The organism is Halobaculum sp. EA56, assembly GCF_051195075.1.
In the GTDB taxonomy this organism is placed as follows: Archaea; Halobacteriota; Halobacteria; order Halobacteriales; family Haloferacaceae; genus Halobaculum.
This window is the reverse complement of the sequence record NZ_JBNTJX010000010.1, coordinates 1-23,708: the sequence shown is the minus strand read 5'-3', so window position 1 is coordinate 23,708 and position 23,708 is coordinate 1. Positions and strand designations below refer to the sequence as shown.

Below are 23,708 nucleotides of genomic sequence, written 5' to 3'. Positions count from 1 at the left end.
CTGTAGTGTGTCCGGCGGGTCCGTCGCGTCGGCGGCGGATCTGCGGAGTCGGCGGCGGCCGGTCTCCGGCCGCACGTCGGGCGCCGGCACCGCGACCGCGCCGACGCCGTCGAGGCGCGGGTGCCGGCCGTTGGACCCGGCGACACTTAGCGTTTTACGGCTTGGTAAAACTTTATTAGCCGGTCAACGTACACACACGACCATGACACTCCTGATCGGCACGGACGACGGGCTGTACCGCGCCGAGGGCGTCCCGTTCGACCGCGACGGCCTCGACCGCGTGCTCGACTGCGAGGTCGTGACGGCCGTGAAGTCGTGGGACCACACCGAGGGCGTCTTCGTCGCCTCGACGACGGGCGCGTACCGATCGCTGGACGGCGGCCGTACCTGGGAGGACCTCGGCGTCCCCCTCGGGGACCGGTTCTGGCACGCCGGCCAGAGCGAGGTGTGGTCGGTCCTGGCGACGCGCGACGGCGCGCTGTACGCCGGGACGAACGACCCCTACGTGTTCCGCTCGGTCGACGGCGGCGAGACGTGGTCGGAGCTGAAGGGGTTCCGCGACCTCCCCTCGCGCGGCCACTGGGAGTCGCCCATCGACCCGCACTACGCGCGCCTCCGGGCGCTGGAGACGGTTCCGGGGCGGCCGGACCACCTGATCGCCGGGGTCGAGGCCGGTGGCATCCACCTGAGCCGCGACGGCGGACGGACGTGGATCGACCGGCGCGACACCATCGTCGACGACGTGCACCAGGTCCTCCCCGTCTCCGAGGACGTCTGGCTGGCGACGACGGGGTACCTCGACCACGACCTCGAGAACCTCGGTCTCGGCCACGCCGTCGGCGAGGGCGGCCTCTGGCGGACGACCGACGCCGGCGACTCGTGGACGCGGGTCGACCGCGGCAACGACTTCTCGTACATCCGGCGGGTGTTCGTCCACGACGGCCGCGTCTTCTTCTCCGGCGGCGAGGAGGCGCCGCCGGCGTGGGTGAACGACGACCACGAGGCCGCCCTGTTCGAGTCGACGAACTTCGGCCGCGACTTCGAGCGCGTCCCGTTCCCCGGGGAGCCCCACGAGGTCGTCGAGACGTGGGCCGTCCTCGACGGCGACGTGATCTGCGGCTCGGGCCTTTTCGACGTCCCCGACCAGCGCGACGACGTCGAGGGTCGGATCGCGCGCCGGAGCGACGGCGGCGAGTACGAGACCGTCGGGCGGGTCGGGGCGAACGTCAGCCGGATCGAGGTCGTGGAGTCGTGAGCGACGACGACGCGACGGAGGCCGCCGGCGACTCCCCCGGCTCCGCGACGGCTCCCGCGGACGCGCCCTCGCGGCTGGGGCGGACGCTGTACGCCGGGATCCTCGCGTACATGGCGGTCGACGGCTTCCGCAACAACGACAAGCGCGTCGCGGTCGCCGAGGAGAAGGGCGTCCCGATGCCGGAGGTGCTCGTCCCGTTCGTCACGGGGATGCTGTTCGTCGCGAACCTCGGCGTGCTCCTGTGGAAGTTCCCCCGCGCGTCCGCCGGCGCGCTCGTGGTGTTCTTCCTCGGGACGACGCCGGCGATCCACGACTTCTGGACGATGGAGGGGGAGGAGCGTCACCACAACGAGATCAACTTCCTCAAGAACGTTGCCCTGCTGGGCGGGGCGATCCTCCTCCTCGAGGAGGCCTCGAAGCGCGAGGAGTAGCCGGCGGCCCCGGTCCCCCCGCTCGCCGTCAGTCGCCGGCGAGGGCGGACAGCGAGAACTCGAACGCAGCCACGGGAACCTCCACGTCGCGGTCGACCAGCACCTCGGGGTGGAGTTCGCCGACGACGCCGACGGTCTCGCCGTCGATCGACACCTCGGCGACGCGCCCGGGGATGAAGCTCGGGTGCTCGGTCGCCGGCGTCTCCAGGTCGGCGTCGAAGTCGTCACACACCGCCTGCAGGCGCGCCTTCGCGTCCTCGTAGGTGGCGTCCGTGCGCGCGAGCACGCCCGCGACGCGGCGCTCCTCGGCGACGCGGGTGTTCACGTCGTCGTCGCGGTGGGCGACGAATCCCACCTCCGCGAGGTCCTGCGGGTAGCGCCGGTGGGTGTTGTTCTCCAGCACCTGCGCGAGCGAGGGGAGCGCCCAGGTGCGCAGCTGGGTGTAGTCCTCGCTGTACGGGCTGGTGATCTCGGCGCGCGGCTCGGCGCCCAGCGGCGCCTCCGACAGGTCCGACCCGGGCTCGCGCTCCTCGACCCGCATCCGGTCGTAGTTCTCCTCGGGGGAGGTCATGTGGAAGTTGAGCATGTCCTCGAACCCGAGGCCGATCAGGCTCGTGCGCACCGCCCGTTCCAGCCGCGAGCGCTCGTGACGCCCGCCGATGGTGCCGATGTCGGGGTAGGACGGCTCCAGGTCGTTGAAGCCGTACGCCCGGCCCACGTCGTCGATCAGGTCCAGCGGGTGGAGCACGTCCACGCGGTAGGGCGGGATCTCCACGTCGTACACCGTCTCCTCCTCGCCCGGACTGTACGCGGCGTCCAGCCCCGAGCGCTCGAACAGGTCGACGACCGCCTCGCGCTCCAGGTCGATCCCGAGCATCGCCTCGATGCGGTCGTGGGCGACGGACTTCTCGTCGGTGTCGAGGTCCGGCCGGAGCAGTTCCGGGCCGTACTCGTCGGGGTACGTCGCGCCGTCGAGGTACTCGACCTGCACCTCCTCGACGGTGCCCCCGCGCGCGGAGAGGGCGTAACAGAGGACCACGCACATCTTGTCGATGGTCCACTGGTCGGTTCCGGTGAGCTCGATGAACAGGTCCCGGGAGTCGGTGTCGACCTCCGTGCGCTTCCCGTTGATCACCGGCGGGAACGAGAACAGCCCCAGCTCGTCGTAGATCGCGGGGTACCGGTCGAGGTCCGCGACCAGGTCGGCGTACGTCTCGCCGGTGTCGTGCTCCCTCAGGACCTCAGCGGGCGTCATCTCCGCGTTGGCGTCCAGCGGGACGAAGCGGTCGCCGTCCGGCTCGACCCCGCGGTAGGTGATCGTCTTCTCGGTGGCGCCCAGATCCGCGGTGGCGGCGTCGATGGTGCCGGAGGGCTCGCTCTCCTCGGTGAGCGCCTGCCCCTTCAGCATCGTCAGGTCGTGGACGCCGATGGCGCCCTTCGCCCGGCCGCGACCCATCGTCGCGTGCAGTTTCTCCTGGAGCTGGATGAGCGAGTCGAGCCCCGATTCCCCGAGTTCGACGCCGCGGACGACGGCGCCGGTGACGTACGGGCGCTCCTCGGGCACCGAGGGGTCGACCTCGATGGTCCAGTCGGCGTCGTTCGTCTCCGGGACGTACACCCCGCGGTCGGCGCCGTACTGGTAGCGCAGCGAGCGCGCCACCCCCTCGACCGAGAGGCGGTCGAGGCGGTCCGGCCCGAACTCGAACTGGAGGAGGCCGTCCTCCGTGTCGCCCTCGTACTCCAGGCCGAGCGCGAACAGGTCCTCCACGAACTCCTCGTCGCTCTTCTCCTCGCCGGTCAATCCCCGAAGCTCGTCCGTGTCGATGTCGACGACTGGCATCAGTAGGTCACCTCCGCGTTCCGCAGGAACTCCAGGTCCGCGAGCGTCCCGTGCAGGTCGCGGATGTCCTCGGCGCCGGTCGTGAGCATCGCGAGCCGCTCGCCGGCGAGCCCCCAGGCCATGACGTCGCACTCGATCCCGAGCGGCTCCAGCACCTCCTCGCGGAACATGCCGGAGTTGCCGATCTCGATCTCCTCGCCCGTCTCGGGGTGCTCGCCGAACAGCTCGAAGCTCGGCTCCGTGTAGGGGTTGTAGTGGGGCTTGAACCGGATGTCCTCGATGCCGAACTGCCGGTAGAACTCCTCGAAGGTGCCCATCAGGTCGCGCACCGACAGGTCCTCGGCCATCACCCACCCCTCGATCTGGTAGAACTCCAGCAGGTGGGTCGCGTCGAGCGTGTCGTTGCGGTACGCCTTCTCCACCGAGAAGTACCGCTTCGGCGGGTCGATGTCGGCGTCCGCGTACCCCGAGAGGTACCGCATCGACAGGGAGGTGGTGTGCCCGCGCAGCGCGATCGCCCGCGCGAAGTCCTCGGACCACGGCGAGTGGTAGCCGTCGCCGTCCTCGCCGACGCCGTCGCGGTGGGTCGACTCCACCCGGTCCACGAGCCTCTCGGGGAGGTCGCGGACGGGCGGGACGTCGAGCGCGAAGCGGTCCCAGTGGGTCCGCGCGGGGTGGTCCTGGGGCATGAACAGGCAGTCGTTGATCCAGAAGTCCGCGTCCGCGTGCGGGCCGTCCATCTCCCGGAATCCCATCCCGACGAGCACGTCCTTCACCCGCTCGACGGTGTTCCGGAGGACGTGCTCGCGTCCCCCCTCGACGGCGGGGGCGTCGGCCTCGACGTTGTACTCGGCGAACTCGACGTTCCGCCACTCGCCGCTGGTGAGCAACTCGGGGGTGAGACGGTCGACCGTCTCGGCAGCCTCGACGCCCTCCATCAGCGCGGTGACGCCCTCGTCGGTGAGCGTCACCGAGCGGACGGTCCGCTCGTGGAGTTCGACCAGTCCCCGGCTCTCCAGCCGGTCGAGCACGTCGTCGTCCGCGACGGCCTCGCCGTCGGCGAGCGCCGAGAGCGCGGCGGCCTCCGGGTCGGCGTCGGGGTCGGCGTCGGGGTCCGCCGACACCTCGCCGGAGTCGACGACGCCGTACCCCTTGCGGGCGTAGTTCGCGAGCGCGATGTCGACCTCCGGGCCCTCCAGCCCGGCGGCGCCGACGGCCTCGCCCATCCCGATGTCGCCGCCGGCGTCGAGGGCCGCGCGGTAGAGGCGGACTTCGGGGAGCCCCTCCGTCAGGTACGTCTCGCCCTCGTCGGTGAGCGTCGCCGACTCCTCGGCGCGCTCCTCGACGGCGACGAGCCCCTCGTCGCGGAGGTCGAAGGCGGCACGGGTGACCGTCTCCGGCTTCAGGTCCGTGTCGCTGGCGAGCTGTTCGATCGGTTTCGCGTCGGTCGCGCTGGCGGCCTCCAGCAGCGCGACCTGCGCCTGTGGGAGTCGCATTCGGTTGTGTGCGTGTCCGTGTGGTCGGTGGTTAGTCGTGTCGTTCCGTTCCGCTCCGCTCCGGTCCGTTCCGCCCCGCATCGGCGGCGCCGGACGGACGCGGCTCGGACGGCGCCCCGCGCCGGAGACCCGGTGTCGGTTTCGCGCGGCCGGATCCGTCGGGACCCGACCGCGCTCCGCCGGGGTCAGCGGCGCGGGAAGAAGAGCGCGGACCCGTCGCTGGCGGCGGTCGGGGACGGTACCTGCGGCGGCGTGGCGGGTCCGGTCGCCATACTCGCGCTCTCGCGTCGGCGGACAAAAACGTTCGGGCGGGACCCGCTCCCCGGCCCCCTCCCTGTCCCCCTCCCCGTCTCCTTCCTCGGCGCCCTCCCCGTCCCTCTCCCGTGCGTGCGGCGTCGCCGGCGGTAGCGACGCGCCCGTCACCGACACCGGTTATCACGCGGCGCACATCGTTTATCAGTTCGGCGACCGATCGCGTCGACATGGCATCCCCGTCCTCGCTCGCCTCCGGCGACTCGCTGAAGCACGCCCTCGTCGGCGCGGTCGTCTCGCTCGTGACCTTCTTCCTCCCGTTCTCGCCGGTGCTCGGCGGCGGCGTCGCGGGCTACCTCCACGGCCCCCACCGAGGGGCCGGCGCCAAGGTCGGCGGGCTCTCGGGCGTGTTCGCGGCGGTCCCCGGCGCCGTCCTCGGTACCCTGATCGCCTCCGTGTTCGTCATCGCCGGCCCCGGTCAGCGATCGGGGATCCTCGTCGCGTTCGCGTTCTTCCTCGTGATCCTGGCCGTCACGGTCGTATACGGCGGGATCCTCGGCGCCGTGGGCGGCTTCGTCGGCGCGTTCCTCAACGAGGAGTTCGCGGGCCCGAGCGAGACCGACTCCGAACGCCCGCGCGACCCGACGACGCTCCGCGAGGGGACGGGCGCGGGCGACGGCGGCGACTCGGACCCGGAGCCGGAGCTGACCGAGTTCGACGGGCCGGTCGACGACCCCGAGCGGGACTGAGCCGCGCGCGGCGTCGGCCTCCCGACCCCCGACGGTCACGCGCCCGCCTCTCGTCCCCCTCACGCGACGTTCCGCTCGACCCGCCCGTCGCCGCGATCGAAGCGGCCCCTGTCGAGGCCGGACACGTCCACCGTCGACGCCTCGCCGTCGAACACCAGTTCCGCCACGACCCGCGCGGTCGCCGGCGCGTGCTGGAAGCCGTGGCCCGAGAAGCCCGCGGCGGTGACCACGCCCGGGACCGACTCCTCGACGATCGCGTGGTGGTCCGGCGTCACGGCGTACAGCCCGGCCCACCCGCCGGCGAGGCGGCTGTCGGGACCGAAGTAGTCGGCGACCGCGCCGACGCGCTCGACCGCCTCGACGGCCCAGTCGGTGTCCGGCTTCTCCGAGAAGCGGTCCGGGTCGGCCACGACGGGGTCGGTCTCGGCGAAGTGGCCGCCGACGAGCGCGCGGCCGTCGCGCTCGGGCCGGAAGTGGGCGGTCGTGTCCGCGTCGATGACCAGCGGGTCCGACTCCGGGACGGGTCGCTCCGACTCGACGACGGCGGTCTGGCGGCGGTGGGGTACGATGGGGAGGTCGTACCCCGCGGTCGCGGCGACCCGGGGCGCCCACGCGCCGGCGGCGTTGACGGCGTAGTCGGCCTCGACGGGGCCCTCGCCCCCGTCCGCCAACTCGACCCGAACGCCCGACTCGCGGGGGTCCACCCCCGCGACGGGCGTGTTCGTCCGGATCTCGACCCCCGCCTCGCGGGCGGCGCGGGCGTAGCCCTGGAGCGCGAGGTGCGGGTCGGCGAAGCTGTCCTCGGGCGAGTAGGTGCCGCCCACGAACTCTTCGGGACGGAGGCCGGGGCACAGGTCGGCGGCCTCCGCCGGCGAGACGGTCCGGCTCGGGACGCCGTACTCGTTCTGCATCGCCACCTGCTCGGCGAAGGCGTCGGCGGTGTCGGGGTCGCGGGTGAGAAACAGGTAGCCCGTCCGCCGGCGGTCGATGTCGACGCCGAAGCGCTCCTCGAACTCGTCCCACACCTCGATCGACGCGACCGACAGTTCGACGTTGACGCGGGTGGAGAACTGCGCGCGGATACCCCCGAGCGCGCGGTCGGTGCTGCCGGCGCCGAGGCTCCCCCGTTCGAGGAGCGTCACGTCGGCGCCGCGGGCCGCGAGCTCGTACGCGCTCGCGACGCCGACGATGCCCCCGCCGACGACGGCCACGTGCATGGGGGAGTCCACGGGAGTGCCTCACAAAGCGTTGCCGCCGCGTCGCCCCGGCGCTCCCGGTCCGGGCTCGTCCCGTCCCCGTCGGATCCCCGCGGAAACACCGAAGTCCCGCCCCGCCGACCCTCCGTCCATGCACGTCTTCGACGACGACGCGGTCGCGTCGCTGCTCTCGCTGGAGGACCTCCTGCCCGTCATCGAGACGGCGTTCCTGAAGCAGGACCGCGGCGAGGTTGAGCGTCCCGAGCGGCCGCACTTCCCGGTCGGCGAGGGATTGGACGGCCGCGCGGAGCCCGCCGGCACGGGCCTCGCGATGCCGGCGTACGTCCACGGCGACCCCGCGTACGCGACGAAGCTCGCGTCGGTCCACCCCGGCAACGCCGATACCGACCGCCCCACGGTGCAGGCGCAGGTGGTGCTCACTGACGCCGCGAACGGCGCCCCGCTGGCGCTGTTCGCGGGCGAGCGGATCACCAACGCGCGGACGGGCTGTATCGGCGGGCTGGCGGCCCGCGAACTCGGTGCCGGGTCGGGCCCGGTCGACCTCGCGGTGATCGGCGCCGGCCAGCAAGCCCGCTGGCAGACGCGCGCCATCGCGGCGGCCCGCGGCGTCGACGCCGCCCGGATCTACTCCCCGACCCCGGACTCGCGGGAGGGCTGCGCGGCGGACCTCCGGGCGGATGGGATCGACGCCGAGGCGGTCGCGTCCCCGGAGACGGCCGTCCGCGACGCCGACGTGGTGGTCACGGCGACGACGAGCGAGACGCCGGTGTTCCCGGGCGAGACGCTCGCCGACGGGGCGCTCGTCGTCGCCGTCGGCGCCTACGAGGCCGGGATGTGCGAACTCGACCGGGCGACGTTCGACCGTGCCGACCGGGTGTTCGCGGACGTGCCCGAGGAGGTGGCCGGGATCGGCGACGTCCTCGACAACGACGTGGGCCCGGAGCGGATCGTCCCGCTGTCGGCGGTGTTCGAGGGCGACGCGGGTCGGGAGTCGGACGACGAGGTGATCGTCGTCGAGAGCGTCGGCTCGGCGGTGCTGGACACGGCGACGGCGAACCACCTGTGGCGGGTCGCGGACGCGGACGACGGCGAGGAGGTCGCGTTCTGAGGCGACGGCCGGCGTCTCAGGGCGACCCGGCACGAAGACCTCGCCGTTCACGAGACCGGAGGTCTCGTGAGCTCACAAATCGCTGTGCGATTTGTGAACGCCGTCCCTCCGCGGCCTCCCTGCGGTCGGCCTCGCTGTCCTCCGGGCGGAGCGGCACGGGACCGCTCCGCCGTTCTGCCGAGACGCTCGCTCCGCTCGCGTCTCACTATTCCTTCTGGGCGGCTCGGCACGGAGACCTCGCCGCCGTAGGCCGAGGTCTCACTCGCTTCGCTCGTTCGACCTCGCTACTCCTCGTCGCCGGGGATCCCCCGCCGCGACCCGTCCACGTCGAGGTCGATGTCGAGGTCCGCGAGCAGTTCCTCGGCCTCCGCGCGCTTCTCCTGGTGCTCTGCGAGGAACTCCTCCATCAGCGTCGCCGCCTGCTCCTTGCAGTCGCCGCAGAGGCGCTCGCCGCCGACGCACTCCTCGTACACCCGCTCGGCGAAGTCGTCGTCGTCGCCCGCCAGCAGGTAGGCGTACAGCTCGTACACGGGGCACTCGTCGGCCTTCCCGCCGAGCTCGCGCTGCTTCTCGGCCGTCTCGCGGCCGCCGGTGGTCGCCGACTTCACCTTGTCGTACCCCTCCTCGGGGTCGTCGAGCAGCGAGATGTGGCTCGCCTCGATCGAGGAGGACATCTTTCCCCCCGTGAGCCCGGTCATGAACCGGTGGTAGATGGAGGAGGGCGTGTGGAAGCCGAAGCCGCCGTTGTCCACCTCGACCTCGCGGGCCAGCTCCTCGGCCTCGTCGCGGTCGAGGTCGAAGGCGTCGACGTGTCCCTCGAAGACGCGTTTCTCGCCGGGCACCGCCTCGATCAGCGCCTCGAACGCCGCCTCGCTGGCGTTGCGGTCGAGGAAGCGCGTGCGGGGCCGGAGCGGCTCCATGCCGGCGTTCTCCAGCTTCTCGACTGCGCCCGCGCGGGCCGTCTCGAACTCGGAGTCGACCTCGGCCGCCCGGAGCCAGTCGGCGGCGTCGCCGCACCGCGGCGTCTCTGGGTCCTCGGCCCACGCCTCGCGCTCGTCGTGGGCCCGGCGGACGAGCACGCGCTCTGCGGCGTCGAACTCGGGGCTGGCGAACGCCTCGGTCACCTTGAAGTAGCGCGACTTGCGCGCGATGTCCCGCGAGAACCGGACGTGCGGGTCCTGGTCGGGGCCGACGGGGATCACCGTCGGCTTCGGCTCGTCCAGCTGCGGGTAGAGGATGTCCGCCATCTGCGTGACGACCGACTGCATGTGCGAGACGGACGTCTCGCCGTCGAAGCCGTAGATGGACTCGAACTCCGCGAACCGGGCGTTCGACCCCAGCTCGAAGGCGAGGTCCTGCAGGCGCCGGTTCGTCGACTGGCGGTACAGCTCCCCCTCCTCGGGGTCGAACCCCAGCGCGAGCAGGGAGAGGAGGTAGTCGCGGGCGTGTTCGTCGATCTCCGCCCACGTCATCCCGCGGGCGGAGTGGGCCTCCAGGTCCGCGATGAGGCCGTACGTGTCGGCGCCCTGCTCCTGGTGGTAGATCAGCTCGTCGAACACGAGCTTGTGGCCGATGTGGGGGTCGCCGGTGGGCATGAACCCCGAGAGGGCGGCGGCGGGCTCGTCGTTCGCGAGCGCGCGGGCGACGGCGCCGTAGTCGCGGTGGCCGAAGATGACGCCGCGGCGCATGAGGTAGTGCGGTTCGGGCACCTCGTCGATGATCGACTCGAACTCCTCGATGCCGAACTCCTCGAACAGGTCGCGGTAGTCGTCGACGGTCGCCGAGCCCCACGGGTCGAGCGCGACGCCGGTTCCGCCGTCGGGCACGGCCCGACGTCCCTCGGAGCGCGAGCGCTCCTCACCGCCGTCCGTTCGCGCCCGGTTCTCCTCGCCGTCGGTTCCGTCGGTGCCCCGTTCGGGGCCGGTGGTGTCGTCGCTCATGGGGTGAGTCGCTCGACCGTCAGGTAGTCGTTCGAGTCGTCGCCGGCGAGCGCAAAAACCATTCGCTTCCGCACGCCGCCCGCGAGGCGCACGTCCAGCGCGAGCTCCCGGGGGTGGAAGCGGTGGTCCGGCGTCACCACCCGCACGAGACGCTCGGAGTGGGGAAGCTCCGCCACGGTCTCCACCGCGTCGTAGGTGCGGAAGTCGGCGCCGAACTTGTAGCCGGTCTTCGGGACGACGCCCCGGTCGCGAAGCTCCCGGTACACCGAGAGCCGTCGGTCGAACCGCTCGCCCTCAACCTCGCGCCCCCGTTCGATCACCGCCTCGGCGTCGAGGTCGACGGCGCCGCGGGCGGCGAGGTCGGCCGCCTCCAGCAGCGACAGTTGAAGGGCGTCAACGTCGGCGTCGTCGCGGCCGGAGACGGGCTGGCCGTAGAACGCCGACTCGTAGAGGGCGGCCGGCGGCGACCAGCAGACGACGCGGTCGTCGAGCAGGTCCGCCTCCATGTCGGCCGGGAGGTCGTACTCGGTTCGGCCGTCGAAGCCGCCGCCCGCCTCGCAGCCGAAGTACGACACCTCGCTCTCCTCGTCGACGACCGCGAGCGTCCGGCCGACGAGGTCCGCGGCCGCGAGTTCCTCGCGCTCGCCGACGACGCGGACGCGGTGGGCGACCGGCCCGCCGGGCTTCTCGCCGCGCTCGAACACGAGGACGTCCTCGTCGCCCCCGACGCGCGCGCCGGGCCACCCCTCGCGGGCGGGCGCGAGGTAGAAGCCCCGCTCGCGGAGGTCGGCGTACACGAGGAACCGGGCGGCGAAGCCGGGCTCGCTCGCGACGCTGTCGCGGAAGAACGCCCGGAAGCCCATCCCCGACACCGCGTCGAGGTCGCCGCGGTACAGCAGGTGCGCCGCCTCGACGCGCGCGAGGGTCACGTCCGGGCCGTCGGCCCGCCCGTACCCCCGGGCGTCGTGGAAGCGCTGGCGGGCGTCGCCGCCCGCGCGGACGACGTCGCCGTCGAGTGTCGCGTTCATCGGTTCGTGTGGGGAGGGGTTCGGGTATAGGGGCTGTGATCGTGTGTGTGGGTGTGCCACGAGATGGTCCGATCCGACGTCTTCCGTGACCTCCGCTGCGAGGCTGCCGTCGCTCTCGACGCCCCGACCCCGCACCGGACCGCGAAAGCCCCCGGACCCTTTCAGTCCCACCCGTGGCCCGGACGCGGTTCGTCGCCGGCGGCTCTCCGGCTCCGTCGCTCGTGGGATACCGCTCGCACGAGTCCGCGCCGGGCATCCGGCTGTCGCCGCGTCGCCACATCGCCGCGTCGACGGCCGCTCAGGGACCGTGTTCCGGGTCCGCCGGGCGGTCGAGGTCGCAGGTGCCGTCGAGACAGCGGACGCCGGTGGCCGTCTCGAAGCGCGGGAGGCCGCAGGCACACTCGCCCGCGAAGATGCCCGCGGGCACCGAGAACGCCGCCTCGCAGTCGGGGTAGCCGTCGCAGCCGAGGAACGCCCGGCCGCGGTGCTCCCGCACCCGGAGGTCGCGCCCGCAGTCGGGGCAGTCGAACCGGCGGTCCAGCGCCCCGCGGACGACCTCGACGAGGGAGTCGCAGGCGTAGTCGATACACAGGCGGAACTCCTCGCCGCGGCGGACGGTCATCTCCGGGAGCCCGCAGTCGTCGCAGGTGGCGTCGTCGTGGACCGTCGCGCCCGACGGCAGGCCGTAGGCGTCGCCGCAGCCGAGACAGACCACGTCGCCGCCGGCGCGCACCATCGCGGCGCCGCAGTCGGGGTCCGGACACTCGCCGACCGGGACCCCGGCGTCGCTCACCGGCAACTCGACCGCCTCGCCGGCGTCGTGCGACCGGACCGAGAGGGTGCGCCCGGCGTCGCGGGCCGTGACGGCGAAGCCCTCGTCGTCGGCCTCGACGGTGAGCGAGTCGGGGCGCGTGAGCCACGCCACCGGCTGGTAGCCCGAGCGGTCGTGGACGAGGAGCGTGCGGTCTGGCTTCGCGAGGACGACGACGCGCCCGCGCTGGACCCGCGTGTCGCCGGTCGTCGTCTCGAACCGCGTCGTGCAGTCGCCCGCGAGGACGGTGGAGGTCGCTGGCATGGGGGTGCTGGTGCCGTTCCCCTACTTGGACCCTCGCAGCGAGGGAGGGGGAGGTCGCGGGACGCCGCCTCGGTCCGGGACCCCGCCGCCGCCCCCGCGGGCCGGAACGCACATCCCGCCGGGCGGGAACGGTCCGGTATGTCCGAGTCATCCGGCGGCGACGCCGCCGACTCGCGCAGCGGCACCGACTCCCCCGACGCCACGGACGCGGCCGACACGACCGACTCGGCGTCGGACGTCCCCGACTCGGCCGGCGGCTCGGCCGCGGAACACCCTCCCGAGGGCGCCGCGGTCGTCGTCTGCTTCGACATGGACGGCGTCCTCGTCGACTCCGAGGACTACTGGCACGCGGCCGAGCGCGAGGAGATCCTGCCGCGCGTGCTCGCCGACGGGTCTCCCACCCCCGACCTGGACGAGGTGACGGGGATGTACTACGGCGAGATCTACGACTACCTCGCCGAGCACTACGAGGTGGCCGTGGACAAGGACGAGTTCATGGCGCTGTACGACGAGACGGCGGAGGACATCTACGGCGAGCGGGTCGAACTCCTGGCGGGCGCCCGGCCGTTCGTCGACGACCTGCGCGACGCCGGGGTTCCGGTCGCGCTCGTCTCGTCGTCGCCGCGCGACTGGATCGAGGTGGTCCTCGACCGGTTCGGCCTCGCGTTCGACCTCGTCGCGCCCGCAGAGGAGTTCGACGGCCCGGGCAAGCCCGAGCCGGGCCTGTACGAGGAGGCGATCCGCGACCTGGGCGGGACGGTCGACCGCGCCGTCGCCGTCGAGGACTCCGAGAACGGGGTTCGGGCGGCCGCCCGCTCGGGCGCGTACACGATCGCCGTCCGCGACGACCACAACGCCGACAGCGACCTCTCGGCGGCCGACGAGGTCGTCGCGCTCGACCGGGACGACCCCGAGGCGCTGTACCGGGCGGTGCGTCACTCCACCCGGACGATCCGCGAGTCCGTCTCCGGCAGCAGCGGCAGGTCCGGGTAGACGACCTCCACCTCGTAGCGCATCTCCGCCTCGCCGGGCGCGCCGAACACCCCGACGGGGACGGTCGTCTCGTCGCTGAGGTACAGCGTCTTCTCGGTCATCTCGACGTCGTTGGCCGTGACGCGGATCCCGGCGCGGGCGCTCCCGCCGACGTTCCGGACGGTCACCTCGCACATCTGGTTCTCCCTGGTCCCGATGGCGTCGGGGAACTCGCCCCACTCGACGACGGCGTTCGGGAGGTCCTCGGCCTGTGCGATCACCCGCTCGGCGACCCCCTCCGAGAGCCCGGCGCGGGTCAGGCGCTCGGCGCCGGCGGCGACCACGTCGGCGGGGGTGGTGAGCCCGCCCGCCGCCAGCGACTCCGCGCGCCCCTCGCCGACGCCCTCGATGGCGGTGAGCCCCACGGCCTCGCGCTTGACGCCGTGTTCGACCCGCGCCTCGACCCGGCGGACGAGGTTCGCGGCGCGCGGGCCGGCGACGGCGTCGGCGAACTCCCGCAGCGCCGCGAGCAGGCGCAGGGCGTTCTGGCGGATGATCCACGCGTCCGACCGGAGGTCGGAGGGCGTCGACCCGCGGACCGCCGCGTGGAGGATCGCGAGCACCTTCCGGTTGCCGCCCTCCAGGTCGGTGTCCACGTCCGAGAGCACGCGGTCGACGGCGTCGGCCTCCGACGAGCGCGAGGAGGCGGAGTCGAACTCCGCGGCGGCGGCGACCGTCCGGAGGACGGCGTCCTCGTCGATCGCCCCGCGGTCGCCGAGGCCGGCGAAGCGCTCGGCCGTCTCCATCCGCAGGTAGTACTTCGAGGCCAGCCGGCCCAGCGTGGTCGCCTCGATACCGAGGCGGTCGTCGGTCTCGACGAACCCGCGGTCGACCAGCGAGTCCAGCGTGTCGCGGACGCGGTCGCGGATCCCCTCGAAGTCGTACGCCTCGGGCTCGGTGCCCGCGCGGACGTAGTAGAACGTCGTCTCCAGCCACGACATCACGTCGTCCAGCCCGGAGATGGTGCCCAGCGCGATCTCGGCGTTCAGGTGTGAGTCCAGATCCGCCGCCAGCCGCGACTCGATCTCCTTGCCCTCCCGGAGCAGGCTCCGGTACTTGTCGGCGTCCGCGCGGTCGCAGACGACCCAGCCGTAGCCCACGTCGTCGTACCCCGGCCGCCCGGCGCGCCCGAGCATCTGAAGCACGTCCAGCGGGCTGATGTCGACCTCGCCCTCCAGCGGGTCGTGGTACTTCGTGTCCCGGATGACGACGCAGCGGGCGGGGAGGTTCACGCCCCACGCGAGCGTCGAGGTGGAGAACAGGAGCTGGATCTTCCCCTCCTTGAACCACTCCTCGACGAGGTCCTTGTCGTTCTTCGAGAGCCCGGCGTGGTGGAACGCGACGCCGTCGACGACCGAGTGCCGGAGGGTGTCGTTGTCGAGCTCCTTCGCGGCGGTGTGGAAGTCGTAGTCGCCGCGGGCGCCCATCTCGAGGTCGCGCTCGCCGACCTCGTCGCGGGCCTTCTTGGCGGCCATGACGGTGTCCTGCCGGGAGGAGACGAACACGAGCGCCTGCCCCTCCTCGCGGATGTGCGGCTCCGCGAGGTCGAGCGCGCGGTAGAGCCGGCGGTACTTGTCCGCGAAGGAGTTGTCGCCGTGGGTGTACGTCTTCACCCCCGTCTCCAGGTCGACCGGGCGGTACTCCTCGCCGAACTGGAAGGTGGTTTCCGGGGGCGCGTCGAGCCACTCGGCGACGTCGCCGACGTTGGGCATCGTCGCGGACAGCGCCACGACGCGGGGGTCACAGAGGCGGCGCAGGCGCGAGACGGTCACTTCGAGGACGGCGCCGCGCTTGTCGGAGTCGAGCAGGTGGACCTCGTCGATGACGCAGCAGTCCACGTCGGTGACGAACTCGTAGCGGGCGGACTCGTGTTTCCGGGTGGCCGAGTCGGTCTTCTCGGGCGTCATCACGAGGATGTCCGCGCGCTCGGCGCGCCGGGGGTTGAGGTCGCGCTCGCCGGTGACGACGTACACCGAGTAGCCCAGTTCCTCGAAGCGGTCCCACTCGGCCTCCTTCTCGTTGGTGAGCGCCCGGAGGGGCGCGATGAACAGCGCGGTGCCGCCGTCCTTCAGCGTCTCGCAGATGGCCAGTTCCGCGAGCGCGGTCTTGCCGGAGGCGGTGGGCGCGGCCGCGACGACGTTGTCGTCGCGCTCGAGGATGGCCGGCAGCGCCTCCCGCTGCATCCGGTTGAACTCCTCGAACCCGAACGCGTCGGCGAACTCCGGGACGGCGTCTGCGACTTTCATTCGTTGGGTGTCGTCATTGGCGGTTGGCTCTCGGGGTGGCGCAGTCCGCGCGGGTCGGGGCCGGCGGAGTCGGACCGAGTCACGTCGTATCACATCGCGTCGGCGGACCGCGCCGGCAACTACGAGTACGTCGGGGCGGTTCGGCGGATGAACCTTTCCCTCCGCGGTCGATCGGTCATCGTGTCCGAATCGTACCGACGGACCGTGAAAGCCTTCGCGGCTGTGCGCTCGGTGCGAGCGCTGTCGTTCGAGAGAGCGAAGCTCTCTCGTGATGATGAACGGCCGGCTCTGCCGGCCTTTCGAACTACGCTCCTCGCTCGGCCTTCGGCCTCGCTGCGGTGCTCGCCGGTTCGCGCCTTCGCGCACAGCCGCGACCCTCTTCAGTCCCACCCTACAGCACCGCTACGCCCACGTCCTCCCCAGCCGATTCGCCTCGCTACCGCTCGGCTCATCCCTCGCGCGCGGCGGCCGCGCACGGGGCGCGGCCGGCCGCGCGCCACAGCGGGTCACTACGTCTCGAACCGTGAGCGAGGCCGTAGGCCGAGCGAGCGGACGTTTTGGCATTACCAGAATCGCTTCGCGATTCTGGTTAGTAGTCGGATTCCTACGGAATCCGACGACATGAACGGGTTTTCAACGAGGGGTTCCCGCAGGTCGCCGGAGGCGACCGAGGAAACCCCTCGTCAGAAAAGAGGTTCGTTAGAAGTCCTCGACGTGCGGCCGCAGGTCCAGTTCCAGCGTCCACGCGCTGCGGTCCTGCTGGACGAGGTGCCAGTAGCTGTCTGCGATGGCGTCCGGGTCGAGGTACTCCTCGGGGGTGTCCGTCTCCACGCCCGGGGTGAGGATGCCCCCGTCGATGACGACGTGGGCGACGTGGATCCCCTCCGGGCCCAGTTCCCGCGCCATCGACTCCGCGAGGCCGCGGGAGCCGAACTTCGCCATCGAGAACCCCACCGCGCCCTCGCGCCCGCGCACGGACGTGGTCGCGCCCGTGAAGATGATCGTCCCCGCCGTGCCGTCCTCGCCCGCGGCGGCGCCGGCGCGCATGTCTTTGACCGCCTCCTGCGAGCAGAGGAAGCCCGCCCGCGGCCCGACCTTGTACGCGCGGTCGTACGCGTCGAGGTCCGTGTCCAGCAGCCCGGTCCACCCGGCGGCGCTGGCGTGGTTCACGAGCACGTCGACGGGCCCGAGTTCCCCGCGGATCCGGTCGAACGCCGCCTCGATGTCGGACGGCTCCGCGAGGTTCGCGGGGGCCGCGACCGCATCGGTCGGCAGGTCGGCGGTCAGCTCCTCGACGTACCCCTCGGTGCGCGCGATGAGCCCGAGGGCACAGCCCTCCGCGGCGAACCGCCGCGCGATCGACTCGCCCAGTCCCGGTCCGACGCCCGCGATGACTGCGGTCTGCATGGTCCGGCGGTCGGCCGCGCGATCCATAACCGTTGGCGCGGCCCCCGGCTCCGCCGGGTCCCTCGCGCCCGCTCGTTCCGTCCCGGGCCGCCGCGCTCGCGTCCCGCCGGACCGTGTCACCGTCCCCCTGACAACCGAGTCGCTTAACAGGCGTTCCGGGAAAATACGGGGTGTAATGCCCAGTGGGGACTACGACCCGGAGACCGCCGAGCCCGAGTGGCAGCGGCGCTGGGTCGACCAGGAGACGTACGCGTACGACGAGGAGGCCGCGACCGACCCGAACACCGTCTTCTCCATCGACTCCCCGCCGCCGACGGTATCCGGCGACCTCCACATGGGCCACCTGTACGGGTTCACCCTGCAGGACTTCGTCGCCCGCTTCGAGCGGATGAACGGGGAGACGACGTTCTTCCCGTTCGGCTACGACGACAACGGGATCGCCTCCGAGCGGCTGACCGAGGACGAACTCGGCATCCGCCACCAGGACTTCGAGCGCCGGGAGTTCCAGCGGAAGTGCCGCGAGGTGTGCGCGCAGTACGAGGAGCAGTTCACCGAGAACATCCAGGGGTTGGGCGTCTCGGTCGACTGGAACCACACCTACCAGACGATCGAGCCGCGCGTCCAGCGCATCTCGCAGCTCTCGTTCGTCGACCTCTACGAGCAGGGACGCGAGTACCGCGAGAAGGCGCCCGCGATCTGGTGTCCCGAGTGCGAGACGGCCATCTCGCAGGTCGAGACCGAGGACGACGAGCAGGACTCCCACTTCCACGACATCGCCTTCGGCGTCGCCGACAGCGACGAGGAGTTCACCATCTCCACCACCCGACCGGAACTGCTCCCGGCCTGCGTCGCCGTCTTCGTCCACCCGGACGACGACGAGAACCAGCACCTCGTGGGCGAGTCCGCCGAGATCCCGCTGTTCGGCCACGAGGTCCCCATCCTCGCGGACGACCGCGTCGACGTGGAGACGGGGTCGGGCATCGTCATGTGCTGTACCTTCGGCGACCAGAACGACATCGAGTGGTACCAGGTCCACGACCTGGACCTCCGGGTCGCCATCGACGAGTCCGGCCACATGACCGAGGTCGCCGGCGAGTACGAGGGGATGCACTCGGCCGAGGCCGGCGAGGCCATCGTCGAGGACCTCGACGAGGCGGGCGCGCTGCTCGACCGCCGGCCCATCACCCACACGGTCAACGTCCACGAGCGCTGCGGGACGAGCGTCGAGTTCCTCGTCACCGAGCAGTGGTACATCCGGATGCTCGACAAGGCCGACGAGTACCTGGAGGCCGGCCGGGAGATGGAGTGGTTCCCCGAGAAGATGTTCACCCGGTACGAGCACTGGGTCGAGGGCCTGCAGTGGGACTGGCTCATCTCCCGCCAGCGCTCCTCGGGCATCCCGTTCCCGGTGTGGTACTGCGCCGACTGCGACGAGGAGGTCATCGCCGAGAAGGCGGACCTCCCGGTCGACCCGCTCTCGGACGACCCGCCGGTCGACGCGTGTCCCGCGTGCGGCCACGACGAGTTCGTCCCCGAGGACGACGTGCTCGACACGTGGGCCACCTCCAGCCTCACGCCGCTCATCAACGCCGGCTGGGACTGGGACGAGGAGACCGGGGAGTACACGATGGAGCACCCGGAGCTGTACCGCTTCGACATGCGGCCCCAGGGCCACGACATCATCAGCTTCTGGCTGTTCCACACCGTCGTCAAGTGCTACGAGCACACCGGCGAGGTGCCGTTCCACGAGACGCTCATCAACGGGATGGTCCTCGACGAGAACCGCGAGGCGATGTCCAAGTCGAAGGGGAACGTCGTCCTCCCCGAGGAGGTGCTCGAACAGTACCCCGTCGACGCCGCGCGCTTCTGGGCGGCCGGTTCCGCCGTCGGCGACGACCTCCCGTACAACGAGAAGGGGCTGCGCGCCGGCGAGAAGCTCCTCCAGAAGCTGTGGAACGCCTCGAAGCTCGTCGAGTCGCTCGTGGGCGGCGACGGCGACGCGACCGGCCGCGAGGCGCGCCCCGACCTCGCCCACGAGGACCTCCGGGAGCTGGACCGCTGGCTGCTCGCGGAGCTGGACGACCTGACCGAGACGCTCACCGAGCAGCTGGAGAACCGGGAGTTCTCGAAGGCCCGCGACGGCCTCCGGAGCTTCTTCTGGCACACGTTCTGTGACGACTACCTCGAGGTGGCCAAGACCCGCGTCCGGGAGGCCGAGGACGACGACCCCGCCGCGCGGTACACGCTGTCGGTCGCCCACGAGCGCTTCCTGAAGCTGTTCGCGCCCATGCTCGCGCACGTCACCGAGGAGCTGTGGCAGGACATGTACGCCGAGGAGCGCCCCGGCGACGACTTCGACTCGGTCCACCTGCGCGACTGGCCCGAACCGCTCGGCGTCGAGGCCGACCACGAGGCGGGCGTCGCCGCCATGTCGGTCGTCGGCGCGCTCCGCCGGTACAAGAGCGACCGCGGGCTCCCGCTCAACGCCGAGATCGACCGCGTCGAGGTGTACGGCGAGGGCGACCTCGCGGCGTTCGCCGACGACGTCCGCGGCGTGATGAACGTCCGGGAGCTGACCGTGCTCGAGGACGCCCCCGAGATCGAGTCGGTGATCGCGGGGATCGACCTCGACTACGCGCAGGTCGGCCCGCAGTTCGGCGAGAAGGTGGGCGACATCGAGGCGGCGATCGCGCGGGAGGAGTACGAGATCGTCGACGGCGAGCTCCGCGTCGCCGGCGAGACGCTCGGCGCGGATCTCTTCGAGGTCGAGCGCGAGCGCCGGTACTCCGGCGAGGGCGAACTGCTCCAGCCGGAGGACGCGGTCGTCGTCGTCCACGACGACGGGTAGGCGTCCACCTCGGGCGTCTCACGGGGTCGGTCCCGACGGCGTTCCCTCCGTCGACCCCAACCGTCTTCTCGGCGCGGCCGGACGTCCACCCGTGAACCGACGCGCCCTCTCGCTCGGCGGCTTCGTCCTCGCCGGCGTCTCGCAGGTCCTCCTCGGGGTCGCCATGTACGCCGGCGGCGACGCCCCCGCGAACCCGCTGTTCTCCGTGCTCGGCGGCCTCCTGGTCGCCGGCGTGTTCGCGCGTGCGCTCGTCCGGGGCGACGACCTGAACGGGCTCGCGACCCGGCCCCTGTTCGTCGCCGTCGGCGTCGCCTCCGGCGTCCTCTCGGCCGCCCTCACGGGGGCGGTGCTCCTGGGGGCCTGACCGGACCGGACCGGGCTGGACCGGACCGGATCGGATCTGCCCGCCCCGCTCGGCTACAGGTCGGCGCCGACGGCGTCGGCGACGGAGTCGAAGCCGTCGCGCTCCAGCAGTTCAGCCAGCCCCTCGTTGATGTCGCGCGCGACGCTCGGCCCCTCGTAGACGAGACCCGTGTACAGCTGGACGAGGCTCGCGCCCGCCCTGATCTTCGCGTACGCGCCCGCGGCGTCGGAGACGCCGCCGACGCCGACCACCGGCACGTCCGTCCGCTCGGCGATGAAGCGGACCATCCGCGTGGACCGCTCCTCGATTGGTTTGCCCGAGAGGCCCCCACGCTCGGCCCGCTGCGGGCTCCGGAGGCCGTCTGGCCGTTCGGTCGTGGTGTTGGTGGCGATGACGCCGTCGAGGTCCAGGTCGTCGACGACGGCGAGCGCCTCCTCGACGGCGGGCTCCGGGAGGTCGGGGGAGAACTTCACGAGGAGGGGGTCGGCGCCCGCGTCCGAGAGCGTCCCGAGGATCTGCTCCAGGGACTCGCGGTTCTGCAGGGATCGGAGCCCGGGGGTGTTCGGCGAGGAGACGTTGACGGCGACGTAGTCGGCGTGGTCGCCGACGCGCTCGAACGTGTACAGGTAGTCGTCGGCCGCCTCCGCGAGCGGGGTGGCCTTCGACTTGCCGACGTTGACGCCGAGGGGGACCTCGGGCGCCGGCTCGCGGTCGAGCCTGTCGCCGACGCGGTCGGCGCCGTCGTTGTTGAAGCCCATCCGGTTGACGATAGCCTCGTCCTCGCGCAGGCGGAACATCCGGGGACGGGGGTTGCCGGCCTGGCGTTCGGCCGTGACGCCGCCCACCTCGACGTGGCCGAAGCCGAGTGCGGCCAGCGCGCGGGGGACGCGGGCGTTCTTGTCGAAGCCGGCGGCGACGCCGACGGGCGTGGGGAACGACAGGCCGAACGCTTCCGTCTCCAGTCGCTCGTCGGCGACGGCGTAGCGGTCGCGGAGGAACGATTCGACCGGGGTCCCCTGCACCGCGCGCAGGAGTCGCTGGGTACCCTCGTGGGCTGTCTCGGCGGGAAGCGCGTACAGCGCCGGTTTCGCCAGGTCGTAGGCCTTCATCGGGGTGCTCGACCGTGCATCGCGGCGGCACGCTCTTGAACTGCGGGGGTCGCCCGGCCTCAGAAGTCGTGTTCTACCTCGTCGGGGTCCGCTTTCTGGATGATGATCTTGCCGTCACGGACGCGGACGAACACCTCGTCGCCGATGTCCATGCCGGCGACGGCGAGTTCGTCCTCGTGGAGGTTCACGTGGACGTTGTGGTACTCGCCGTCCTCGTCTTTGGCGCCACTCGGGCTGAGCGTCTTCTTCCGGACCATCGCCTTCGGTGTCCCGAGAGTCGCCGGACGAGACACATAAGTGTTGTTTACGGAGGGTCGGTTCCGTGCGGTCGATCGCCCGCCACGGTCGACCTCCGCACGCGCGAGCGAGCGGCGGGGGTGTTACCCCCCGACGCTCGGCGTCCAACCCCGCAAAACCGCCCGGGGGCGTCGATCCGATATATATAATTTTCGCCGACGAGCGGTAATTTCCCCGATACGTTTATGACACCGTGTGTGTTCCGTTCACACGGAGGCAAAAACCATGGTACGAGAGGACGGTAAGCGGAACTTCGCGCTGCGCGAGGGCGACGGCACCGAGGAGAGCGTCTTCTCCGGCAACACGCCGCGACAGGCCGCGCTGAAGGCGGCTCGCCGACTGGAGCCGGCGAGCTCCGAGGACGACGCCGAACGGGTCGAGCTCCGGCTGCGGGAGAAGGGGACCGACAAGGTCCACATCTACGAGGGCTGGTCCTGGCGCGAGACCGCGCCGGACAACAAGCCGGACTGGATGCCCGACGAGATCACCGAGGCGAACGTCTCGAAACAGGGCATCGAGCACCTCGAGAGCTGATCCCGACACGCGCCGTGGTTCTTTCGACCCGACCCGGCAGCCGCAGCGCCCGTCACGGAGCGCCCCCGTCGCCGCCGAGGTCGCCGGCGACGCCTCTCCGGCCGGACCCGGCCGATCCTACACGGTCCTTCCCCGACCCCCGCCGTGAAACCGCATGACGTAGCGGCGCCGAGACGACGGCCTTTTATGTTCCCCTCCCATCCGATAGGATGCGAAGGTCGCACGGGACGCTCCCGGGCGACACGGCACACCCCTTCGGGGTGTGTCGGAGTCCGTTCCGATGCCCTTTTCAGTAAACGGGGCGTCCGAACGGAACGCGAAGACACGACGCGAACCAGGGCGGTTCGACCCCGCCGCGGTTCGCCTCGTCCGACACGCTCCGAAGGGATTAAGTCCCCTGGACGTGTTGGTTCAAATCCGCAAGAGATGAGGATTCCGCCCCTGCGGTCCGCCGCAAGACGGTATCTGATGTGAGCCTCGATAGTTCGGTGTCACCCGATCGGTGTCGCCGAACATGGACCACGCAATGGTGAAGTCACGCTTCGCGCGTGATTTCCCGCCACCCCTCCCTTCACGGGGAGACATTCCGGTTGATCCTGCCGGAGGCCATTGCTATCGGAGTCCGATTTAGCCATGCTAGTCGCACGGGTTCAGACCCGTGGCGAATAGCTCCGTAACACGTGGCCAATCTACCCTACGGACCGGAATAACCTCGGGAAACTGAGGCTAATCCCGGATACTGCTCCCACGCTGGAACGCAGGGAGCCGGAAACGTTCCGACGCCGTAGGATGAGGCTGCGGCCGATTAGGTAGACGGTGGGGTAACGGCCCACCGTGCCGATAATCGGTACGGGTTGTGAGAGCAAGAACCCGGAGACGGAATCTGAGACAAGATTCCGGGCCCTACGGGGCGCAGCAGGCGCGAAACCTTTACACTGCACGACAGTGCGATAGGGGGACTCCGAGTGCGGAGGCATAGTGCCTTCGCTTTTGTGCACCCTAAGGCGGTGCACGAATAAGAGCTGGGCAAGACCGGTGCCAGCCGCCGCGGTAATACCGGCAGCTCGAGTGATGGCCGATCTTATTGGGCCTAAAGCGTCCGTAGCCGGCCGGGCAAGTCCGTCGGGAAATCTACCAGCTCAACTGGTAGGCGTCCGGCGGAAACTGCTCGGCTTGGGACAGGAAGACCCGAGGGGTACGTCCGGGGTAGGAGTGAAATCCCGTAATCCTGGACGGACCACCGATGGCGAAAGCACCTCGGGAGGACTGATCCGACGGTCAGGGACGAAAGCTGGGGTCTCGAACCGGATTAGATACCCGGGTAGTCCCAGCTGTAAACGATGTCTGCTAGGTGTGGCGCTGGCTACGAGCCAGCGCTGTGCCGTAGGGAAGCCGAGAAGCAGACCGCCTGGGAAGTACGTCCGCAAGGATGAAACTTAAAGGAATTGGCGGGGGAGCACTACAACCGGAGGAGCCTGCG

At 71.2% G+C, this 23,708-nt stretch carries 18 protein-coding genes and 1 rRNA gene; 9 read left to right on the top strand and 10 right to left on the bottom strand.

Features of this window, described 5'->3' with window-relative positions; all coding sequences use genetic code 11:
- The first annotated feature begins 202 nt into the window (after window positions 1–202).
- Window positions 203–1,255, top strand: a complete 1,053-nt coding sequence (locus ACQUQ1_RS15510; protein ID WP_435065224.1) for a WD40/YVTN/BNR-like repeat-containing protein — start codon at window positions 203–205, stop codon at window positions 1,253–1,255.
- The gene (locus ACQUQ1_RS15505; protein WP_435065223.1) at window positions 1,252–1,686 is read left to right on the top strand and encodes a DoxX family protein; all 435 of its coding nucleotides are present in this window, start codon (window positions 1,252–1,254) and stop codon (window positions 1,684–1,686) included. Before ACQUQ1_RS15510 ends, ACQUQ1_RS15505 begins: the two co-directional genes overlap by 4 nt.
- Before the next feature lie 28 nt (window positions 1,687–1,714).
- On the opposite strand, the gene pheT is transcribed toward ACQUQ1_RS15505, so the two are convergent.
- Both pheT and ACQUQ1_RS15495 read right to left on the bottom strand, forming a co-directional pair.
- Window positions 1,715–3,526: a phenylalanine--tRNA ligase subunit beta gene (gene pheT / locus ACQUQ1_RS15500; RefSeq protein ID WP_435065222.1), complete on the bottom strand. Its 1,812-nt coding sequence runs from the start codon at window positions 3,524–3,526 to the stop codon at window positions 1,715–1,717.
- Entirely contained in the window at window positions 3,526–5,022 is a 1,497-nt protein-coding gene (locus tag ACQUQ1_RS15495; protein WP_435065221.1) for a phenylalanine--tRNA ligase subunit alpha, read from the bottom strand. Before ACQUQ1_RS15495 ends, pheT begins: the two co-directional genes overlap by 1 nt.
- Before the next feature lie 482 nt (window positions 5,023–5,504).
- Between ACQUQ1_RS15495 and ACQUQ1_RS15490 the strand changes: the two genes are divergently transcribed.
- Window positions 5,505–6,023 carry a DUF5518 domain-containing protein gene (locus tag ACQUQ1_RS15490; RefSeq protein WP_435065220.1) on the top strand — a complete coding sequence of 173 codons (519 nt, stop codon included), beginning with the start codon at window positions 5,505–5,507 and terminating at the stop codon, window positions 6,021–6,023.
- A gap of 59 nt (window positions 6,024–6,082) precedes the next feature.
- Here the strand turns inward: ACQUQ1_RS15490 and ACQUQ1_RS15485 are convergent, their stop codons facing one another.
- Window positions 6,083–7,240 (bottom strand): NAD(P)/FAD-dependent oxidoreductase, encoded by a 1,158-nt coding sequence (locus ACQUQ1_RS15485; protein ID WP_435065219.1) that lies wholly within the window; start codon window positions 7,238–7,240, stop codon window positions 6,083–6,085.
- Between the two features lie 130 nt (window positions 7,241–7,370).
- On the opposite strand from ACQUQ1_RS15485, the gene ACQUQ1_RS15480 reads away from it, so the two are divergent.
- Window positions 7,371–8,348: an ornithine cyclodeaminase family protein gene (locus tag ACQUQ1_RS15480; protein WP_435065218.1), complete on the top strand. Its 978-nt coding sequence runs from the start codon at window positions 7,371–7,373 to the stop codon at window positions 8,346–8,348.
- Between the two features lie 284 nt (window positions 8,349–8,632).
- Here the strand turns inward: ACQUQ1_RS15480 and ACQUQ1_RS15475 are convergent, their stop codons facing one another.
- The 3 genes from ACQUQ1_RS15475 to ACQUQ1_RS15465 all read right to left on the bottom strand — a co-directional run bounded on the left by ACQUQ1_RS15475 (window position 8,633) and on the right by ACQUQ1_RS15465 (window position 12,391).
- Window positions 8,633–10,288, bottom strand: coding sequence for a tryptophan--tRNA ligase (locus ACQUQ1_RS15475; RefSeq protein WP_435065217.1), 1,656 nt, complete (start codon window positions 10,286–10,288; stop codon window positions 8,633–8,635).
- Window positions 10,285–11,316 carry a tRNA-intron lyase gene (gene endA / locus ACQUQ1_RS15470; protein ID WP_435065216.1) on the bottom strand — a complete coding sequence of 344 codons (1,032 nt, stop codon included), beginning with the start codon at window positions 11,314–11,316 and terminating at the stop codon, window positions 10,285–10,287. Before endA ends, ACQUQ1_RS15475 begins: the two co-directional genes overlap by 4 nt.
- A 298-nt stretch (window positions 11,317–11,614) precedes the next feature.
- The gene (locus ACQUQ1_RS15465) at window positions 11,615–12,391 is read right to left on the bottom strand and encodes a topoisomerase DNA-binding C4 zinc finger domain-containing protein (protein ID WP_435065215.1); all 777 of its coding nucleotides are present in this window, start codon (window positions 12,389–12,391) and stop codon (window positions 11,615–11,617) included.
- 138 nt (window positions 12,392–12,529) lie between these two features.
- Here ACQUQ1_RS15465 and ACQUQ1_RS15460 point away from each other — a divergent pair, with 138 nt between their 5' ends.
- Window positions 12,530–13,384, top strand: coding sequence for an HAD family hydrolase (locus tag ACQUQ1_RS15460; protein ID WP_435065214.1), 855 nt, complete (start codon window positions 12,530–12,532; stop codon window positions 13,382–13,384).
- Here the strand turns inward: ACQUQ1_RS15460 and ACQUQ1_RS15455 are convergent.
- Both ACQUQ1_RS15455 and ACQUQ1_RS15450 read right to left on the bottom strand, forming a co-directional pair.
- Window positions 13,327–15,669 (bottom strand): DEAD/DEAH box helicase, encoded by a 2,343-nt coding sequence (locus ACQUQ1_RS15455; protein ID WP_435065213.1) that lies wholly within the window; start codon window positions 15,667–15,669, stop codon window positions 13,327–13,329. The genes ACQUQ1_RS15460 and ACQUQ1_RS15455 overlap by 58 nt on opposite strands.
- Window positions 15,670–16,368: 699 nt before the next feature.
- Complete coding sequence (locus tag ACQUQ1_RS15450; RefSeq protein WP_435065212.1) at window positions 16,369–17,076, bottom strand: SDR family NAD(P)-dependent oxidoreductase; 708 nt, start codon at window positions 17,074–17,076, stop codon at window positions 16,369–16,371.
- Window positions 17,077–17,251: 175 nt separating this feature from the next.
- Between ACQUQ1_RS15450 and ACQUQ1_RS15445 the strand changes: the two genes are divergently transcribed.
- Together ACQUQ1_RS15445 and ACQUQ1_RS15440 are read left to right on the top strand one after the other, a co-directional pair.
- On the top strand, window positions 17,252–19,924 hold the full coding sequence (locus ACQUQ1_RS15445) for a valine--tRNA ligase (RefSeq protein ID WP_435065211.1): 2,673 nt from the start codon (window positions 17,252–17,254) through the stop codon (window positions 19,922–19,924).
- Window positions 19,925–20,015: 91 nt separating this feature from the next.
- Window positions 20,016–20,288, top strand: a complete 273-nt coding sequence (locus ACQUQ1_RS15440; RefSeq protein WP_435065210.1) for a hypothetical protein — start codon at window positions 20,016–20,018, stop codon at window positions 20,286–20,288.
- 53 nt (window positions 20,289–20,341) lie between these two features.
- Here ACQUQ1_RS15440 and ACQUQ1_RS15435 read toward each other — a convergent pair whose 3' ends face one another.
- Together ACQUQ1_RS15435 and ACQUQ1_RS15430 are read right to left on the bottom strand one after the other, a co-directional pair.
- Window positions 20,342–21,397, bottom strand: a complete 1,056-nt coding sequence (locus tag ACQUQ1_RS15435) for a quinone-dependent dihydroorotate dehydrogenase (protein WP_435065209.1) — start codon at window positions 21,395–21,397, stop codon at window positions 20,342–20,344.
- 59 nt (window positions 21,398–21,456) lie between these two features.
- Window positions 21,457–21,654, bottom strand: a complete 198-nt coding sequence (locus ACQUQ1_RS15430; protein WP_435065208.1) for a hypothetical protein — start codon at window positions 21,652–21,654, stop codon at window positions 21,457–21,459.
- A 265-nt stretch (window positions 21,655–21,919) separates the two neighbouring features.
- On the opposite strand from ACQUQ1_RS15430, the gene ACQUQ1_RS15425 reads away from it, so the two are divergent.
- Window positions 21,920–22,228 (top strand): non-histone chromosomal MC1 family protein, encoded by a 309-nt coding sequence (locus ACQUQ1_RS15425; protein WP_435065207.1) that lies wholly within the window; start codon window positions 21,920–21,922, stop codon window positions 22,226–22,228.
- 583 nt (window positions 22,229–22,811) lie between these two features.
- Window positions 22,812–23,708: ribosomal RNA gene (locus tag ACQUQ1_RS15420) — 16S ribosomal RNA — on the top strand; the annotation flags it as partial.

What these genes read in the sequence shown, in the direction of transcription:
- ACQUQ1_RS15510 (WP_435065224.1), top strand. Translation starts at nt 203, where the DNA reads ATGACACTCCTGATCGGCACGGACGACGGGCTGTACCGCGCCGAGGGC.
- pheT (WP_435065222.1), bottom strand. Translation starts at nt 3,526, where the DNA reads ATGCCAGTCGTCGACATCGACACGGACGAGCTTCGGGGATTGACCGGC.
- ACQUQ1_RS15495 (WP_435065221.1), bottom strand. Translation starts at nt 5,022, where the DNA reads ATGCGACTCCCACAGGCGCAGGTCGCGCTGCTGGAGGCCGCCAGCGCG.
- ACQUQ1_RS15490 (WP_435065220.1), top strand. Translation starts at nt 5,505, where the DNA reads ATGGCATCCCCGTCCTCGCTCGCCTCCGGCGACTCGCTGAAGCACGCC.
- ACQUQ1_RS15485 (WP_435065219.1), bottom strand. Translation starts at nt 7,240, where the DNA reads ATGCACGTGGCCGTCGTCGGCGGGGGCATCGTCGGCGTCGCGAGCGCG.
- ACQUQ1_RS15480 (WP_435065218.1), top strand. Translation starts at nt 7,371, where the DNA reads ATGCACGTCTTCGACGACGACGCGGTCGCGTCGCTGCTCTCGCTGGAG.
- ACQUQ1_RS15475 (WP_435065217.1), bottom strand. Translation starts at nt 10,288, where the DNA reads ATGAGCGACGACACCACCGGCCCCGAACGGGGCACCGACGGAACCGAC.
- endA (WP_435065216.1), bottom strand. Translation starts at nt 11,316, where the DNA reads ATGAACGCGACACTCGACGGCGACGTCGTCCGCGCGGGCGGCGACGCC.
- ACQUQ1_RS15465 (WP_435065215.1), bottom strand. Translation starts at nt 12,391, where the DNA reads ATGCCAGCGACCTCCACCGTCCTCGCGGGCGACTGCACGACGCGGTTC.
- ACQUQ1_RS15460 (WP_435065214.1), top strand. Translation starts at nt 12,530, where the DNA reads ATGTCCGAGTCATCCGGCGGCGACGCCGCCGACTCGCGCAGCGGCACC.
- ACQUQ1_RS15455 (WP_435065213.1), bottom strand. Translation starts at nt 15,669, where the DNA reads ATGAAAGTCGCAGACGCCGTCCCGGAGTTCGCCGACGCGTTCGGGTTC.
- ACQUQ1_RS15450 (WP_435065212.1), bottom strand. Translation starts at nt 17,076, where the DNA reads ATGCAGACCGCAGTCATCGCGGGCGTCGGACCGGGACTGGGCGAGTCG.
- ACQUQ1_RS15445 (WP_435065211.1), top strand. Translation starts at nt 17,252, where the DNA reads ATGCCCAGTGGGGACTACGACCCGGAGACCGCCGAGCCCGAGTGGCAG.
- ACQUQ1_RS15435 (WP_435065209.1), bottom strand. Translation starts at nt 21,397, where the DNA reads ATGAAGGCCTACGACCTGGCGAAACCGGCGCTGTACGCGCTTCCCGCC.
- ACQUQ1_RS15430 (WP_435065208.1), bottom strand. Translation starts at nt 21,654, where the DNA reads ATGGTCCGGAAGAAGACGCTCAGCCCGAGTGGCGCCAAAGACGAGGAC.
- ACQUQ1_RS15425 (WP_435065207.1), top strand. Translation starts at nt 21,920, where the DNA reads ATGGTACGAGAGGACGGTAAGCGGAACTTCGCGCTGCGCGAGGGCGAC.